Source organism: Paenibacillus sp. PastF-3, assembly GCF_029893135.1.
In the GTDB taxonomy this organism is placed as follows: domain Bacteria; phylum Bacillota; class Bacilli; order Paenibacillales; family Paenibacillaceae; genus Paenibacillus_AQ; species Paenibacillus_AQ nitricinens.
Window position 1 is genome coordinate 245,875 of the sequence record NZ_JARXWM010000002.1, and the last position, 17,114, is coordinate 262,988.

General features: G+C 40.8%; 16 protein-coding genes. 5 read left to right on the top strand and 11 right to left on the bottom strand.

Annotated elements, in window-relative coordinates; all coding sequences use genetic code 11:
- Both M2444_RS05125 and M2444_RS05130 read left to right on the top strand, forming a co-directional pair.
- Positions 1-1,611, top strand: a complete 1,611-nt coding sequence (locus M2444_RS05125) for a response regulator transcription factor (protein WP_094869542.1) — start codon at positions 1-3, stop codon at positions 1,609-1,611.
- Positions 1,612-1,716: 105 nt separating this feature from the next.
- Positions 1,717-3,408 (top strand): type 2 periplasmic-binding domain-containing protein, encoded by a 1,692-nt coding sequence (locus tag M2444_RS05130; protein WP_094869541.1) that lies wholly within the window; start codon positions 1,717-1,719, stop codon positions 3,406-3,408.
- Between the two features lie 93 nt (positions 3,409-3,501).
- On the opposite strand, the gene M2444_RS05135 is transcribed toward M2444_RS05130, so the two are convergent.
- The 8 genes from M2444_RS05135 to M2444_RS05170 all read right to left on the bottom strand — a co-directional run bounded on the left by M2444_RS05135 (position 3,502) and on the right by M2444_RS05170 (position 14,807).
- Positions 3,502-4,938 carry an FAD-dependent oxidoreductase gene (locus M2444_RS05135; RefSeq protein ID WP_280786436.1) on the bottom strand — a complete coding sequence of 479 codons (1,437 nt, stop codon included), beginning with the start codon at positions 4,936-4,938 and terminating at the stop codon, positions 3,502-3,504.
- Between the two features lie 235 nt (positions 4,939-5,173).
- On the bottom strand, positions 5,174-5,770 hold the full coding sequence (locus M2444_RS05140) for a DUF1349 domain-containing protein (protein WP_094876296.1): 597 nt from the start codon (positions 5,768-5,770) through the stop codon (positions 5,174-5,176).
- A gap of 173 nt (positions 5,771-5,943) precedes the next feature.
- Positions 5,944-9,066, bottom strand: coding sequence for an ATP-binding protein (locus tag M2444_RS05145; protein ID WP_280786437.1), 3,123 nt, complete (start codon positions 9,064-9,066; stop codon positions 5,944-5,946).
- Between the two features lie 167 nt (positions 9,067-9,233).
- The gene (locus M2444_RS05150) at positions 9,234-9,833 is read right to left on the bottom strand and encodes an ankyrin repeat domain-containing protein (RefSeq protein WP_481857472.1); all 600 of its coding nucleotides are present in this window, start codon (positions 9,831-9,833) and stop codon (positions 9,234-9,236) included.
- A 150-nt stretch (positions 9,834-9,983) separates the two neighbouring features.
- Positions 9,984-11,495, bottom strand: coding sequence for an S-layer homology domain-containing protein (locus tag M2444_RS05155; protein WP_280786438.1), 1,512 nt, complete (start codon positions 11,493-11,495; stop codon positions 9,984-9,986).
- 143 nt (positions 11,496-11,638) lie between these two features.
- Positions 11,639-12,331 carry a response regulator transcription factor gene (locus M2444_RS05160; RefSeq protein WP_280786439.1) on the bottom strand — a complete coding sequence of 231 codons (693 nt, stop codon included), beginning with the start codon at positions 12,329-12,331 and terminating at the stop codon, positions 11,639-11,641.
- Complete coding sequence (locus M2444_RS05165) at positions 12,309-13,808, bottom strand: sensor histidine kinase (protein WP_280786440.1); 1,500 nt, start codon at positions 13,806-13,808, stop codon at positions 12,309-12,311. The genes M2444_RS05160 and M2444_RS05165 overlap by 23 nt, the downstream gene beginning before the upstream one ends.
- A gap of 141 nt (positions 13,809-13,949) precedes the next feature.
- Positions 13,950-14,807 carry a sugar phosphate isomerase/epimerase family protein gene (locus M2444_RS05170; protein WP_280786441.1) on the bottom strand — a complete coding sequence of 286 codons (858 nt, stop codon included), beginning with the start codon at positions 14,805-14,807 and terminating at the stop codon, positions 13,950-13,952.
- A gap of 246 nt (positions 14,808-15,053) precedes the next feature.
- Here M2444_RS05170 and M2444_RS33530 point away from each other — a divergent pair, with 246 nt between their 5' ends.
- Both M2444_RS33530 and M2444_RS33535 read left to right on the top strand, forming a co-directional pair.
- Complete coding sequence (locus M2444_RS33530; protein ID WP_094876308.1) at positions 15,054-15,182, top strand: LysR family transcriptional regulator; 129 nt, start codon at positions 15,054-15,056, stop codon at positions 15,180-15,182.
- Between the two features lies 1 nt (position 15,183).
- Positions 15,184-15,420: a LysR substrate-binding domain-containing protein gene (locus M2444_RS33535; protein WP_094876292.1), complete on the top strand. Its 237-nt coding sequence runs from the start codon at positions 15,184-15,186 to the stop codon at positions 15,418-15,420.
- A gap of 148 nt (positions 15,421-15,568) precedes the next feature.
- Here the strand turns inward: M2444_RS33535 and M2444_RS05180 are convergent, their stop codons facing one another.
- A complete protein-coding gene (locus tag M2444_RS05180; protein WP_256990422.1) occupies positions 15,569-15,835 on the bottom strand; it encodes a DUF6809 family protein in 267 nt (88 codons plus the stop codon).
- Between the two features lie 109 nt (positions 15,836-15,944).
- Between M2444_RS05180 and M2444_RS05185 the strand changes: the two genes are divergently transcribed.
- On the top strand, positions 15,945-16,166 hold the full coding sequence (locus tag M2444_RS05185) for a helix-turn-helix domain-containing protein (RefSeq protein WP_060622973.1): 222 nt from the start codon (positions 15,945-15,947) through the stop codon (positions 16,164-16,166).
- 72 nt (positions 16,167-16,238) lie between these two features.
- Here the strand turns inward: M2444_RS05185 and M2444_RS05190 are convergent, their stop codons facing one another.
- Both M2444_RS05190 and M2444_RS05195 read right to left on the bottom strand, forming a co-directional pair.
- A complete protein-coding gene (locus M2444_RS05190) occupies positions 16,239-16,733 on the bottom strand; it encodes a GyrI-like domain-containing protein (protein WP_256990420.1) in 495 nt (164 codons plus the stop codon).
- Positions 16,734-16,753: 20 nt separating this feature from the next.
- Positions 16,754-16,954, bottom strand: a complete 201-nt coding sequence (locus tag M2444_RS05195; RefSeq protein WP_094876291.1) for a MurR/RpiR family transcriptional regulator — start codon at positions 16,952-16,954, stop codon at positions 16,754-16,756.
- Positions 16,955-17,114 lie beyond the last annotated feature (160 nt).

A 17,114-nucleotide genomic window follows, 5' to 3' on the forward strand; every position in this document is an offset into this window, starting at 1 on the left:
ATGCAGATGATCATAGTAGACGACGAAGCACACTGGGTAGATAATCTTTCCATGACTAAACCCTGGCATACGCTGGGAATTGAACATGTGCATAAAGCTTATTCCGCACGTGAGGCGCTACAAATTATCGATACGCATCCCATTGATATAGTAATCTCAGATATTCAAATGCCAGAAATGACGGGAATTGAATTGATAGAGCGGATAAGAAAACATAACAAAAAAATTAAATGTATTATATTATCCGGCCATTCAGAATTCGATTATGCCAAAAAAGCACTTCAGAACAAGACCGTGGATTACTTGCTTAAACCGCCCACTGATGATGAATTGCTCGGAGCCGTCAAAAATGCGATCAATCAATTGAATGCTGAATGGGAGCTTATAAGTTCTCTTAAACGAACCCAGTTTACCCTCCGGGAGAACCTTCCTGTTTTACGGGGGCGATTGCTACTGGATGCCTTACAAGGTCATCGTTTTCAAGCCGGTGAATGGGAACGGAAGCTCGTGAGTTACGATCTGCCCTTCCAATCCGGAGAATCCGCATTGATGCTGGTACGAATGGAAGAAGAATTCAGAGAATTTGATAATACCGATCAAACCTTAATTGAATATGCGATTATTAATATGGCTGAAGAGATTATGGGAGAATTTATGGAAGTCTGGGGCGTTAAAGAGGAACATGGATATCTCGTGTTTCTGCTCCAGCTTAAAGAACAAGGAACTGACCTTGGAAAAGAATCCATATTAGAGAAGCTTTCTCTACAACTTCAATATAAGGTTAAGCAATTTCTGAAAGGCTCACTATCCATTGTAATCACGGAGTGGTTCAAGTTTCCTGAGCAGCTATCGAATCGTTTCCATCAGGCCTCCTCTTCTTTCCGCCAAATTGTCGGAGATGAGCGAGAATTCATTATGCGGGTTAGTGACTTAGAGCTTCCCTCAGCACACGGGCCTTTAGACGCTCTTTATACCCCTCCCTCTTTGATTCATCTATTGGAGAGTGGACATTGGGATGCGGCCGAAGAGAAATTACTTGCCGTCTGTGCCGAGCTGGATGAGAAATGGTCTGAATCCTGGGAGCATTGCATGGAGGCTGGTTTTTTAATTACAGCTTCTTTCACGAATCTTGCACATCGCAATGGTCATACACTGGCAAACTTAATGGGGACCGACATAGAAGCGTTGCAGAGCGGGGATGCTTTTACCAGTATTAGTAAACTGAGAAAATGGTCGCTAAGTATTCTAGCTAATCTAAAAGAAGGCACATCCAACGAAATCAAAGATATCCGTTCCGAGTATGTGAAGAAAATTCAAGATTATACGGATAAGAACTTGCATGATGATGTATCATTACGTGTTCTGGCTGACCATGTAAATCTCCATCCGACCCATTTATCAAAAATTTATAAGATAGAAACAGGTGAAGGCATTAGCGATTATATCTCGCGCTTGCGGATGGATCGTGCCTGTCATAAACTGAAGACCACCAATAAAAAAGTCTATGAAATCAGCATGGAGATTGGATATATGGACCCTGCTTATTTTATCAAAGTATTCAAACGGCAGTTTGGGGTAACGCCGCAGGAATATAGAGATACTAACAAATAACATGATAGAGTCCTATCGAAACTAAAAATCTCATATAGATGACATCCCCGACAAGTTGTTAAAGTTACACTTGTAAAGATCATACACAGTAGGGGGAATTGAAGAATGATCAAGTTCAAGAAAATGTGGTCGCTTCTCACGGTCACAGCACTTATCACTCTCACAGCATGTGGCAGTAGCGGCACATCTAATGAGAACGCCAAAAATGGTAACGCTACCAATAATACCCAATCCGAAGCAGATGCTGCTTTCGCAAAAGGCAAATACGATCCACCGATCGAGTTCAGTGCCGTATTGATGCCTAAGAAGTATGTTCAAGGTGATACCAAAGAAAACAACGTTCACGATCGCTGGATGCTTGAAACATTGGGTATGAAGCATAAAGATACTTGGTATCCTGCAAATGACGATCAATACAGACAAAAGCTTCAACTTGCCATTGCTTCCGGCGAAAAGCTTCCTGATTTCGTTTTTGCACCAACTAACGCAGTATTGACCAATCAGCTTATTGATTCCGGTCAGTTCATCGCTATCGATGAGTTGTTTGATAAGTATGCAAACAAAATTCTGAAAGATCACGTTGCAGCACATCCAGAACTTTGGTACCCATTCACTAAAGACGGTAAGAAATATAATCTGCCGATCCTTGAATATACCGACAATGATGATACGCTCTTGTGGTTACGTGAAGATTGGATGGAAAAGCTGAAGCTGGAAGCGCCTAAGACCATCGCCGATCTTGAGAACATCATGGACAAATTTAAGAACGAAAACCCTGATGGCTTAGCGCCTAAAGATGTGTACCCGCTTGCAATTTCTTTGAAAAACAACACAAATACCTGGATGGGCCAACTAGACTGGTTATTCGGGGCATACGGTACAATTGAGGAACAATGGAACAAAGATAAAGATGGCAATCTTGAATATGGTTCCATTAACCCAGGTGCTAAGCAAGCACTCGCAAAGCTTAGCGAATGGATGGATAAAGGATATATTCACACGGACTCCGCCCTTTGGGATGAAGGTAAATCCGCTGAGAGCTTCACGAAAGGTGCAGCTGGTATTCTGCCAGGCGCCAACTGGGTTCCAGACTGGCCTGCTCCCGATCTTATGAAGAATGTACCTGGAGCGAAGATTAAAGGTTATCCGGTTCCAGCAGGACCCGATGGTTTGATTGGAACCAAATGGCAGAATTCCGGTGTAAATGCTAGTATCATGATTAACAAAGATGCTAAGCATCCAGAAGCAATTTTCTTGTACTATAACTACTTGCTTGATAATTTAGCTAACCCTGCTGCAGGCAGTCAATATGAATATGGCTTTGCTAAAGGTTATGACTGGGATATGATTGATGGACAACCAACAAGTGATAAAGACAAGATTAAAGACTTCTCCAATGAGTTCCCATTCTTAACAGGTCCGGCCCGTATTCCTGATCTGTTTATGAAGACTTTGGTTAAACTTGCTGACGGCGAGACACCTGTAACACCTTATGAGAAACAAATGGCAGAGTTCCGTAAACCAGAAAACTGGGCGGCAGGAAAAGTGGTTATGTCACAACTAGACGTTCGTAAACAAAACTACTTTACTGGTGCTGCTACACCAACGATGGTTTCCAAATGGAACCTGCTTCGTCAGTCTGAAATGGAAACTTTCAACAAAATTATTTATGGCAAACTGCCAGTAGACTCCTTTGACCAATTCGTTGCCAATTGGAAATCCAATGGCGGTGACCAAATCACCAAAGAAGTTAACGAATGGTTCAAGTCTGTATCCGCGCCAGTAACCACAAAATAAACTTTAACAACCATAGGAACAAGCCGGAGCGTGCATTCGCTCCGGCTTGTTTTTGTATAAACCGTATTAACTTTCAATCTCTAATCTACAGTTCTATTTCTTCAGTGTAATCTTATAATCCTTTTCCAAATATTTATGAATTCGCTCAAAATCAGCAGGCGTTAGATCCGCTAAACGCTTACTCTCCTTGCCAAGGATAATCCCGATGGTCTGTGCCGCCAGAGCGGTCGTTGGCATGATGCGGGCGCTGCCGTAAGCCTTAATATTAGCTCCTACATTTTTCCCCACTACTAGCACATTGTCATAAGATTTCAATTCAAAAGAGCGTAAAGGTAAACCATAACGGTCCGGTTTACCAAAGCCAATTCCGGTAGGAATCGTTTTAGTTCCTTGAAGATCGATGGAATAACCGCCAATGCTGACATTATCCCAGAACATCGTCCCATTCATTAGATCAGAATACTCAAGCACATAATTAGTCTCATGACGGTTGTAATCGCGAATATAAAGATACTCAGGAAATCCATTAAGCTCTGCTTTGGAGAATCCAGGTATATTACTGCGTAAAAAAGCTAATATACTAGGGGCTGCGGCTCTAGCCTTTGTAATCGCAGATTGAACAGACTTCGGATCAGCAGGATTCACGTTATAAATAAGAAGGCCGTTTATAATAACCTGTCCATTCTTCTGGTTCGTTGCATTCAGTCCACGAAGCTTAAGATCACTGTTATCCGCTTTGAACTTATTGGTAATATTGCTGAACCCTGTGGCGAAATTCCAATCGACGTAGGTGTTAGGGCCATATTTGTTACGAACATTCGTTAATGGATAATCTTCCAGAATGGCTTGATGCAGTCGGTTCCAGTCTACATTTTTGAAATTCAACATATAAGTGGCCGCCATATAATCCGCTTGTTTCCCCTTATAAATACTTTCCATACCTGGAATTCGTTTAACCTGCAAGTGACTGCTTAGCGCATTAAAATCTGTATTTTCAACCCAGTATTTAGACTGTATAGTAGTTTGAGTGCCATCCTTAGAATGATATGTAAGAGTCTTTAGTGCCTTATCTTTACTTGATGGAACAGTAGCAACGGCATCAATGACAATTCCACTTTTTAAAGGAATCCCTTTAATTACTTTGTTGAAATATTTCTCGAAATCTTCCTTTTTACGTATAGATCCAGCCTTATAAGCTGTGAACAGATCTTTCATTTCCCCTTGCACGAGACTCCGCTTCTTATTGTCGTTCACATCATCCAGGAAAAACATCTGCCCTTGAATCAATTCACCGCCTGGCTTACTTCGAGGATCTAAGATCATCACTTTTAAGCCCAAGTTCTTGGCCTCTCTGGCCAGTAAAACACCTTGAATCTCACTGCCAATGACAACAACATCATAACCTGCTGCTGTAGTTGGAATGCTTGTCTGAGCTGCCGCTACTTGTGGAGCTAAGCTTCCATAAGCCATAATAAATGCCGTAATCAGAAGACCAAATACGAAATAACCTTTTTTTCTCTCTTTTAACATCTTATAATAATTCTCCCTGTTATTTATTGAAAGCATCCTATTATTTATCGGCTTCTCGATTTGTTTTATTAAATTGACTCTGTACTTTAATTAAATACGGATAGCTGTCTCCTTATTTATTCAATCATGGTTTTTATCATGCAAAAAGCCGCGATTACGCGGCCACATACAAATATGTTCACTGTACTATTGCAAATCTAGCAACTCATCCTTCGACGAAAATTACCAAAATCATTTAGAAGCGGCTTTCAGCCTTCGATTCCGACAAACTCAAATAGTCGAATTTCACTGAACAGCCTTCACCTTGGGGAGATTGTGCGACAACACCAGCTACGCATTCAGCACCTTCATTCATTCCAAAATATCGGATCAGTGACCAGTTCGCTCCGTCCTCTGAATAGGAGAAAGTAACACAATGATTTTGCTTGGTGATACGCAAATATGGATTATCTACACCAACTTGTACGGAGTTACAATCATCTGACATTCCTTCTCTGGTTACCACAGACACGATTATGGGATACTGTCCGTCAAACTCAAAGCAAATCTTGGCCCAGTTATAATGGTCCATCATAAACATGAGGCATCCTGAATCATATTTATGCCGCATATTGACACTAATTCTGGTCGTCATTTCAAAGGAAGTACCCACAGGGGTAGATAAAAATGGCGCTGAGCTTGCGAAATGTTTACCTGCCGGGTCTTGGAAAAAGTCTGATTTGGGAGGTGCTATTAATGTCAGTTCATCTAAATCTGTAAATTTCCAGGTTTCGGGACGATTCATCCAGATCAGTTGTTCTCTTGTTTCGTTTACAAATAAGTTATTAGTCATTCTAATTCTCCTATCATGAATGATTTTCGATTACAAATTTTCCTTTCTCTGTAATAATGGCAGGTAGCTTTTATTTTTACAATCAATGATGCAACAATATTGAAATAATCACATAATTTCCTAAACAAACCACCAAAAAGGGATAACTCCAAGGAGTTACCCCTTGATCACAATCAATCTTTATCAGGAATGATAAATGACACCGTCGTTCCCAAACCAGGGACACTTTGAATTTGCAAGCCACGTCCATATAGTTGTGTCAATCTTCTATCCGTATTAAGGAGTCCAATACCTTGATTCTTATAGCCTTTTGGATCTAACAGCCTGCTGACTTGAGCTTCGTCCATTCCCAACCCTGTGTCTACAATGTTAAAATGGACAGCATCCGCACGTGTCTCAATGTGAATACGCAGTGTTCCACCTTTAGCCCGACTTAAAACGCCATGTCGAACAGCATTCTCAACCAGAGGTTGAATCGTAAGCGGAGGCATCAACATTTCAAGATTCGCATCTACTTCCCATTTCACATGGAGTCTCTCCTCAAAACGCTGCTGCTGGATATATATATAATTCTCCACCAGTTCAAGCTCCTGTGACAGCGTAACGAGCTTCCCTGCATTTAAGAAGTCAAAACTTATGCGCAGATAAGTTGTGAACGCATCTGATAGCTCTCTCATTTTGGCAGTATCAAAGTCACTTAAGGACATGATCGAATTCAGTGTATTGAAGAGAAAGTGTGGATGGATCTGCGCTTGTAAATAAGCACCCTCCATCCTCAACCGGTCATTGACCGCCCGCTTCATAGATGAAAGAGATAAGGCACGATACTTCAACTCCATTGCATCTACCGGCTTGGTAACATAGTCGTTTGCTCCAGCCAAGAAGCCTGCATAGACATCTTCCCGTTCACTGCGTGCAGTCAGTAGAATAATTGGCAATTCATACATTGTAAACCGCTCGCGGACTAATCTTGTCATTTCATAACCAGACATACCCGGCATCATCACATCAGCGATGATCAGATCGAATCGTTCATTGTTTAACTTATCCAGCGCTTCACGTGCAGAAGTCGTAGTAACTATCTGATAGGTTCCATCTGACAAAATATTTTGCAAAACTTTTAAATTGACCGAATCATCGTCAACCGCCAGAACACGAATAATATCAGCGTCTGTATCAAGCTTCGAGAGTGGCTCTACTTCCTTCGTGGAATAGGTGGCGGCCACCATAGTAGAAGCTTCAGCAGTGATCCATTCACTGAAAGGTGACAGTGAGTCCGCATCTTTTTCTATATGGACATCAGAAATGGAAGACTGTACACTCTCATTAACTACAGGTAATTTGAAGCTGAACTTACTTCCCTTGCCCGGCTGCGATTGCAATAATAATTCACTACCGTGCAGCTCAACCAACTCTTTACAAATACTAAGACCCAGACCGATACCACCTTCACCGTAAGCTCCTTGTTCATAACGCATAAATACACGCTTTCTCAATGCCTCATCCATACCAATTCCTGTATCCGTGACATGGATCCATACCTGCCCATCCACTAGTTCTGCTGACAGTACAACACTTCCCTGTTCGGTGAACTTAAGCGCATTATGAACTAGATTAATCAGAATCTGTACCAATCGCTCCTCATCAGCATATACACACGGCAAATTCTCATTAATGTCCATGCGAAGCTCCACCTTAGTCCCACCGGTCAGGAAGCGTAACATATCCAGTACACCCTCAGCCAAGGACCTTACTTGCACCACCTTGATGTTCATCACAATCCGTTTATCCTGCAATCTCACTACATCTAGCAAATCGTTCAGCATGAGCGACATCCGCCGACTGACCATTATTAGCAGTTCCATGTCGCGTTGACTCTCTTCATCCAGTTCATGTTTCTTTCTTATAAGCACACTCTGAGCAATATTCATAATCCCATGCAAAGGAGTCCGTAGTTCATGAGATGTATTGGCCAGAAAACGATCCTTTAATTTGTTGGATTCAGCCAATTGAGCATTCAGTAGCACATTTTGATGGGATTGATGAAAATATCTCCTAAACCAATAGGTAGAAAAGGCAGCAAGTGCAGCAATTAAATCTACTGGATAAAACATAAATTGTGAGGTTCCTGCGTAATAGACAGATGCCCACATTATATTATTAATCACAGCTAGTACTGAACATAATAAAAATAGAGCTCCCTCAGCTTGAATAAATACCATTTTCATAAAATAATAAGCCGTCCAAAATACTGGAATGTAATACAGGATCATATAGACCCCTTTTTCGATCGAAAACAGCACGGTCTCTTCTGGACCAAAGATTATAAATAGAGTAAAACCGAGGAGTGAGAGGATATAACTATAAAAAGCCTTACCTTTCCGCAGGTTCCCAAAGAGCTCTCTTCCCATCAGGAACAGAAACAAGCAAAAGCCTGTGTAAGAAAGAACCTTTAGCTTCAATGTCCAGGCAAAATCAACTTGTAGAAACCGGAACAATAGTCCATTATGTTCAACCCCAATAGATACAGCTGCTGCGACCATCATCGAAAAGAAAATAATCAACTCTGTTTTTCGCACATCCATCAAATAAATAATCAGTAAATAGAGCCCGTGGATCAAGAGCAATACCCCTACAACTAGCTGCAAGCCAATTGAATTCCAGTAGACTGTATCTATCTCATGTTGAATGCCAAACTCTACAGACCTAACAATGCCTCCTTTTAACGGAGACCCATAATTTGACGCTCGAACAAATAGATCCATTTGGTTCTGATCTGTCGGTACATAACTGATCAAGAATGACTTTGTGACAGAAACATGGCCTTCTTTCTCTTCAGATAACTTACCGAATCGCGAGAGAATTGTTCCATTAATCTCCACTTCAGAAGCCGTATAGACCGATTGAAACCAAAAGCTAAGTGGCTCAGACAAGGGTTGATCCAGTAGAATACGCAAATGATAAGTTCCGTATCCATATGCTTTCTCTTGATCTGCTGGATTGAATTTAGAAGTCCAGTTCCCCGGCACCTGAAGCATCTGCCCCTTCGTCGCATTGTCAATATTGCTAGTATTCACCCATTGTTCAGGATAGAATTCCCATTTACCATCCAGCGGAAAGGAGCTTAGTGATTCAATATCCACCCCACGTAAATCTAACACACCTTGCTTCACAGCAGGTGGATTGGACAACGAAAAATGATTATGCCAGCCCCAGCGCACCACAATCAACAGACCGATAAACACTACTATGTATAATAAATGACTTAACTTAATCTTATTCTCCGAAGTTCTCATGCACGCCTCATTCTTCGATAAATTTAATAGTGCTATATTCCCATCTTCCACTATTGAACATTATAGTCTGATTATACTATATTACGAGATCAGTGGACGTAAGTAATCTTGTATTTAAAGGACAAAAAAAGGAAACTCCAAATAGTCGGAGTTTCCTTTTTTTAAAATTATAACGACTCACTACGTTTATTCATCAGCAGATCAACCATTTCTTGGTAACCCCTATTTTGTGCATGCTGTAAGGGGCTAATTCCATTAGAATCCGCAAGTTGAATGTCAGCACCATGCTGAATTAACAATTCAAGTATTATCTGATGTGCCTTCCCGCCATCGCCCAGTATGATAGCTTCAAGTAATGCCGTCCAACCCAGATTATTGACATGATCAATATTGACATCAGAACTTGTAAGAAGCTCTTCCACAATGTCCACATGACCGCGGTCAGCAGCAGGAATGAGGGCAGTTCCCCCAAACCTGTTCAGAATGGATGTATCAGCACCTGCAGCAATAGACACCTTCACAAAATCAAGCATCCCTTCAGCCCCTGCATAGAGAAGTGGATTATCCGAGCGATTGTCGCGGATATTGATGTTGGCACCTTGTTCAAGCAATAATTTGAAAATATCCAGTTGATTCGTGTGTACAGCGATTAATGCGGAGGTTCTACCATCAATGTCTGTAGTATCAATATCTGCACCATCAGCTAATAGCTTAGAAATAAGATCCTTGTCGCCTTGCTTAACCGCAGCTAACAGTGTTTGGTTCATCTTATCCATTTCAGTATTCACCTCCTGAGTTGATTGCTGCCCTTGTTTGTTTAACACTTTGAAATCATCTGTCTGACATCCTGATATAAAGAGGAAGAATGTTAACACGAGAGCGCGCATGACATTCAACACCTTCCATGTAGAGTCGTTTTATTTCGTTGTTAATGTAGCTTGAGCAGTTGCCCATGTGCCCACTGGTGTTAAAGTATACGCTGTCCCTGCAGCCAATTTACCGCTATTCGTAATATCGAATACACCTACGGCACCTTTACGACTGGAGAATTTATAGGTTGCAACCAATTTCTCTCCGTTTGGAGCGGTTAGTTGTACACTACGACCCGAAAACAATTCATCCCCAGGATCTTGAGCCAAAGTTACATTAATGGATGTTTCGCTGACAGCTTCCGCACCAGAGATTTGCAGAGGAGTTATTACTTTTGCTTCGAATGAAGGATCTGCTATACTAGCCCAGTCGGATGTTACGGTATATTTCACACCTGGTTTCAAGACTTGTCCTTCAGGAAGCCGGAATTTCGGCTCAATCTTACCATCTGTTGATTGTGTGAATGGGACATACTTGGCAACGATAGATTCCCCACCTTCCGGAGTTATCGTTACTTGTCTGCCTTGCATGGAAGAAATGATTTGATACGTGATGTCATTTGCTTTATTATTCTCATCCAAAACAAACGCGTTAGCACCACGACCACCACTGTATGCAGAGATGACATATCCATAATCAATAACGCCATTTGTTTTCAGTGCTTCAATCTCGAAGGTATCGTTGGTTACCTGAGTGGTTGTTGTCATACCCACCTTCGCTGAATTTCCTACAAATGATCCTGCATTCATACCTTTGTACGTTAAATTATAGTTTGTTCCAGCTCTTTGTACCGATGTAGGAACGATGTACGTCGCAATGGAGCCCGTTTTCAGACGAGGCATATTCGTCAAGGTTAGACCATCATTGAATACAAAATCTTCTTTCGCTTTAGCAAACACTTCATTCTCAGCTGTCAAAGGCGCATCCAATGTCACGATTAAAGTAATTTCATTGATCGATTTCACACTTGTAATTTGAGCTTTATCAGAAGGCACTGCTTTACGTGCTATATTCAGTAAGGCCGCTACTGCTCCACGTGTTGCGGGTTCAGTTGTAGAATTCAATTGATTAACCCAGTAGTTAACCGATAAGACATCACGCTTTAGCGCCTTCGATACTACTTGCACAAGCTCTTCATCCATTACCTTTTCGTTAGGGTTAAATTTACCATCTACCGTTTCCATGATCCCTAAACCAACAAGTAGTGACGCATATTTGTAATACCATACGTTCGAATTCACATCAGTGAATGGAGCAATGTTCTCAGCAGCACCTTGTAAGTTAAAGGTTAATACTACCATTTTCGCTAATTCTGCACGAGTGATTGGATTGTGTACACCCATCGATTGATCTGCATACCCCTGCAACACACCCAGTCCTACAAGTGCTTCAACGGCTTCTTGAATTTCTTTGTCTGATACCTTCGATGCTACTGCGGATATCCCGGTATTGCTTGATGCAGGTGCTGCTTGTACATTTAACACGGCAAAGGGTAAAGAGGTTGCACCTAGAGTTGCTGCGACCATTAATGCTGCTGCTTTTTTAGCTACGATTTTCACTATATTTCCCCCTAAGATCATTAAGTTATTTGTTGTTCATGTCTATAACTAAATGATAATGGAAAGAAATAAACTCCCCAGAAACGATTTATTAATAAAGTATTAACAAGAGCTTAAAATTATCGAAAATCTTCAAAAAACTATTACACCGTAAACCGGTATCCCGCACCCCATACCGTTTCAATATATTGTGGATTCGAGGGGTCCGGTTCCAGTTTCTCCCGTATTTTGCGAATATGAACCGTAACAGTTGCGATATCCCCGCTGGAATCCATCCCCCAAATCCGTTCGAATAGATCATCTTTGCTAAACACCCGATTCGGATGACTCGCTAAAAAGACCAGTACATCGAACTCCCGCACTGTAAACAAAACCTCTTGATTACGCACAAACACCCTGCGGGAATTTTTATCGATATGGACTCCGCGAATTTGAATCTCATGCTTCTCCATAGGTTCCAGCTTACTAAGCATGCGTTCATATCTTGTTAAGTGCGCCTTCGCTCTTGCTACTAATTCACTTGGACTAAAGGGCTTCGTTATATAATCATCCGCTCCGAGATTAAACGCTCGAAGCTTATCGATTTCTTCTTTTTTCGCAGATACGATAAATATCGGTACTTCCTTCGCCTCCCTGATACGGCGGCATAATTCAAAACCATCGATGCCAGGTAACTGCAAATCTACGATAATAAGATTGTAATCCCCTTCCAGAGCCTGCCCAAGCCCTTCAGAACCTGTATGACATATATCAACGGCAAAACCGTTCAGCTCAAAATAATCTTTTTCTAATTGCGCTATCGTTGCCTCATCTTCAATAATCAGAATCCGTGTCATGCGACTGAAATCCTCCTTCGTCGGTCGTTCGCTTTAAAGTAAAGAACAGGCTTGATCCCACACCTGGTTCACTTTCCATCCATATCGCTCCACCATGTCCTTCAATAATCTGACGAGCGATCGCAAGACCAAGTCCACTCCCGCCTGTCGATAAGCTTCGAGAAGGCTCCGCACGATAAAACCGTTCAAAGATATGTGGAAGAGCTTCAGCATCAATGCCCATTCCATTATCCTTCACTTCAACCGTCACCCATTCACTATCAACTTGCAGAGAAAAACGGATTAAAGGCTGAGGTTTGTCCATATACTTTAGCGCATTTCCTATTACGTTCAGTAATACCCGTTTTAATTTATCCAAATCTGCAAGAACCTCAATACGTTCGGAGGTGTGGTTATCTAGCTGAAATGAAACTCCTTTATTTTCGTTATTGTAGCGCATCTCTTCGATACAGTCCTCAAGGAATGCAATAATATCAACAGCTTCGAACGAAAATGGAACCTGATTCAAATCCAGTTTGGAATATAAGAACAATTCATCGACCAATTTATCCATTCCAATAGTTTTGTTATAAATAATGTCGACGTACATGTCCATCTTCTCAGGTGTATTGGCGACGCCATCTCTTATACCCTCAATAAAGCCTTTAATATTTGTAATCGGAGTCCGCAAATCATGTGAAATATTTGAGATTAACTCTTTTCGATTCTCCTCATATTGCAGACGAAGGTTCACTGACTCTTGTAACCTCTGTCTCATCATTTCGAATGCTTTATTTAACTCCCCTATCTCATCTTTGGATTGCAGGTTAAGCTCAAATTGAAGGTCACCCTCTTGAATTCGTTCTGCGGAATCCCTTAACTTGTTCAGTGGCTTAATAACACTTCGTGTAATCCAGCGATATAAAAGCAGATTCGCAACTACAAGAACGCCAATTAATATCAATGAAAAGATTGGTAGCAGCCTCCGTGTGAGTTCCGCAAATGGACTATGCTCTTTGATGACGAAAACACTGCCTTTTGCCCCATCCGAATATTTAAAGTCAAATTTGGCATAACCATAAAATCTTTCTTTAATATTAAATGTGTTACGAATCTGATAGTTATTCAGATCGTAAGGAGGTAAAGCATCCTTTAACTCAGGTTGATTAAAGGTGTATGATTCAAAAACGGGGTCATTCACTCGCCTTACAAATAGTCCTGCTTTCTCTGTCTTTAGCTTAAAATCATACTCCAGTAACAAATCCTTGTTCTGCAATTCATCGGGGTCATGCTTGGCTAAATACTTTAATTCTAAAAAAATCGATTCTTCTTGCTCTGACAACGGATTTAATTGATAGTGCACTTTATAAAAATCCCGAAGACTGTGAACATCTCCTGTAGAAGCAATTGTAAATAAAGCTGCCGTCATTACGATTATAAGTAAACTAACGACTAGCATTCCCGTATAAGATAACAGTAATTTTATCCGAATTGACACGACTTCTCCCCTCTCACTAACAATGGAGCCGCTAAATAATCATCTCCGTATTTTAGTGAAATACTATCACATGGGGAGAGCGTTTGCTAACAGAAAAAAACTTCTACCAACACTTCGGCAGAAGTTTTTATAGAACTTAATTTACGCGAGATCATTTATGATAGATGCGTTTTCCAGTGATGCGAATACTTTATCGAAACCTGCTTTGGAACGAGAAAATAATTCAGATGTACTTTGCCCGGAAGCTGGCGCCAGAACTTCTTGGGCGATCACGCCGGTATATCCGATCTTTTTCAGGCTTCCCATGAATCCTGTAAGATCAATAGATCCTTCCCCTGGATACAATCGATCGAAATCTAGCAATTCCACTCTCGGAAGAGATTTAGCATCATTGATATGGACATACGCGATTTGATGCGGTTGTAATTTCAATAGATCCTCGCTTGTTAAGCCATTCGTATGCCAATGGTAGGAATCCAGTAACATTCCGATATTTTTTACTTGAATCGTCTCCATCCAACTCAACGTATCTTCCATCGTCCAGATCGTTGGATTTGCCCATTGTGTACGTAAGTGATGAGGGCCTACGAACTCTAAAGCTAATGTAATTCCATAAGCGCCTAATATTTCAGCGCATAGTCTTAAACGTCTTGTGGCTGCAATCATAAACGGTGCGGCCGGTAGATCTGTCGAAGGTAAAATATATGTACAACATGTCGTACAATTTAATGCAGCAGCGGCCTCAGCCATTTCGGTAAGCGATTTCAACCCTTCCCTAAAGCTTTCCTCTGTCGTGCGCCAATCTACCACTAAACCAAATGATCCTAACACGATGCCATGACTTTCCAGCAATTGAACAGCCCCATCCTTGCCATACTGCTGTACGAACTCCAATGGATTTGCGTCTATCGACTGGAAGCCGAATTGGCTCGCAAGTCTGATATATTCTTCTATAGAACTGAGTTCACCCAAGCCTGCTGTTGTTAATCCTCTTATCATCGTCATTATCCTCCTTCATGACCAATCTAATAGTTCGTCATTTCTAGTCTAGCGCATCATGCACTCGAATAAAACCATCTCTAGTCACCTTTAACACATTCTACGATCCAATTGCAATAAATCTTTTTTTGTCAAAAATTAAGATGTGGTGGGATGCTTATGGGGGAACGACATGCCATTCCTTTCATTTTCGTTCAAAGATCCTTATACTTGCTTGGAGAAACATTTCAAGGGAGAATGAAAAGTATGGACATAAAAAAACTACAATACTTTATTGCAGTAGCAGAAGAACTGCATTTTAACCGTGCAGCAGAGAAGCTAATTATGATACAGCCTCCCTTAAGCCAGCAAAGCAGCTGGTGGAGTATTGGTTAATATGTTAAAAATGTTTCGGGATCGTTATCCACAAGCACAACTCACATTACATGAAATAACGTCTGCTCAGCAGTGGCAGGCTTTACATGAAGGAACGATTCACATTGGATTTGTACGTTATACAGAGCCCGGCAAACATATCGATCATCGTCCCCTAGTCAATGAATCACTTGTTGCCGTTTTGTCAGAGCAGCATCACCTAGCTCATTCCAGTACCGACCTTTTGTTCTTATCATAATAGTATAGAAACAGTTGCTTTCCGTTTGTCCAAATGCCTTTTTTCGCTCCAGCCTCTTTGTCCTGCTTCATTCTTCGCTTAGTCGTTTGTATTCTATTCTGGCAAAAATGGACATGAAGTCAAAGGATACATTGAGTTAATTCTTGCCCTATCTAAATACATCAATCATCATTAATGCCCCTATTTTATAGCCTTGGATAAAAGATAATGCAGAGTGCAAAGAGCTTGAGTCACTCTGTAAATCGAATAGCATTTCGACTTGGTCAAAATCTTCCTCGGATAACCTCTCTTTGAGCAATTGTAAAAAATCAGTGATTTTCTGATTAATCTTCTGCAGTTCAGGATCACTTGGCTTAATTAACTCATTCGGACTCAATCTTCCATAATAAAAATCCTCCAAAATGATCACCATCATGCCTCCTTTCGCAACTAATACTCCTAACACGTATAAATTTTATGCGAAAATCGCATAAATAACAATATGCAATTTTCGCATAAAGTAAACTTGGCTTGGGTGATGAGCATTGTACACAAGAATCCGCGACTTACGCGAAGATAAAGATCTTACACAGCAACAAATGGCTGAGCTTTTACATATTACACAAGCTACCTACTCCCGTTACGAGAATGGAAATTTGGATGTTCCGAGCGCCGTTTTAATTACGCTAGCTAATTTCCATAAAGTAAGCATCGACTATATTTTGGGTCAGACAGATAACCCTAAGCGCTATCCCAGCAAAAATTAATAATCCGCAGCACAAACAAGCTTCTGTGATATTCACAGGAGCTTGTTCACGTCTAGGCTAAAGCATAAATAATTACTTCAATGCAACAAACAAATCAATCTCATTCTCTAGACTTTCTGGTTTATATCTTTCATCCCAAATTTCAAAATCATAATCCTTTGGTTCATTTCCAGTTTCTCTAATCCATTGTCCATATACATAGTCATATGAACGACTAAGTTCCGATTCAAGTCCCTGGTGTGTGTAAGTAACATACTTACTCTCACCGACAGCATGACCTAAAATATCTAACGGAACATCACCTTGTTTACTTACTTCATAACAAAGAATATGTGTAAACCTATCCAGCTGAGGATTAAAATCGGGATTCATAGGATAAATCTGCATTAAAATCACATTCTCATTTTTCTTGCATTGAATTTCGTCTTTTCTTTCAAATAACGAATGATAAATACTCTTACCAAGACCAGACTCAAATTCTTTAATATCTGCTTCAATTTTGTAGCCTACAACATGAAAAGGAGGTAATGTTATTACTTTAGCTTCCAGAAAATCTCCTCCATTCAATGAGTAGGCTTATCACAACATTAATCATACAAGACTTCAATCATTTTTCTTGTCTTTCCTAGCTGCTCCACAGTAAAATCATGCTGAGCAGAAGCATAAGCGTTAAAAACAATATCGAGCACAAACAATTGAGCAAATCTGGAGCTTGTTGCCGAACTACGAAGCTTAGCTTCCGGCTCACGGGATGTGAATAAAGATACATCAGCGAGCTGAGACAGCATGTTACTTCAAGGCCGGCAAAAAGTTCTTGAACGGTTTATCATTCTTCTTTTTAAGCTGCGCCTTCATTTGTGCGCTTTGTGCTTGTAATTGCTCAGCCGAAGTCGCTATTTTCCTAATACTCATTTAGACTATATTGAGCAATCTAAATATTGTATCACT

Excerpts from the sequence above, each read along its gene's own strand:
- M2444_RS05125 (WP_094869542.1), top strand. The coding sequence starts at position 1 with ATGCAGATGATCATAGTAGACGACGAAGCACACTGGGTAGATAATCTT.
- M2444_RS05130 (WP_094869541.1), top strand. The coding sequence starts at position 1,717 with ATGATCAAGTTCAAGAAAATGTGGTCGCTTCTCACGGTCACAGCACTT.
- M2444_RS05135 (WP_280786436.1), bottom strand. The coding sequence starts at position 4,938 with ATGTTAAAAGAGAGAAAAAAAGGTTATTTCGTATTTGGTCTTCTGATT.
- M2444_RS05140 (WP_094876296.1), bottom strand. The coding sequence starts at position 5,770 with ATGACTAATAACTTATTTGTAAACGAAACAAGAGAACAACTGATCTGG.
- M2444_RS05145 (WP_280786437.1), bottom strand. The coding sequence starts at position 9,066 with ATGAGAACTTCGGAGAATAAGATTAAGTTAAGTCATTTATTATACATA.
- M2444_RS05150 (WP_481857472.1), bottom strand. The coding sequence starts at position 9,833 with ATGAACCAAACACTGTTAGCTGCGGTTAAGCAAGGCGACAAGGATCTT.
- M2444_RS05160 (WP_280786439.1), bottom strand. The coding sequence starts at position 12,331 with ATGACACGGATTCTGATTATTGAAGATGAGGCAACGATAGCGCAATTA.
- M2444_RS05170 (WP_280786441.1), bottom strand. The coding sequence starts at position 14,807 with ATGATAAGAGGATTAACAACAGCAGGCTTGGGTGAACTCAGTTCTATA.
- M2444_RS33530 (WP_094876308.1), top strand. The coding sequence starts at position 15,054 with ATGGACATAAAAAAACTACAATACTTTATTGCAGTAGCAGAAGAACTG.
- M2444_RS33535 (WP_094876292.1), top strand. The coding sequence starts at position 15,184 with ATGTTAAAAATGTTTCGGGATCGTTATCCACAAGCACAACTCACATTA.
- M2444_RS05180 (WP_256990422.1), bottom strand. The coding sequence starts at position 15,835 with ATGATGGTGATCATTTTGGAGGATTTTTATTATGGAAGATTGAGTCCG.
- M2444_RS05195 (WP_094876291.1), bottom strand. The coding sequence starts at position 16,954 with ATGCTGTCTCAGCTCGCTGATGTATCTTTATTCACATCCCGTGAGCCG.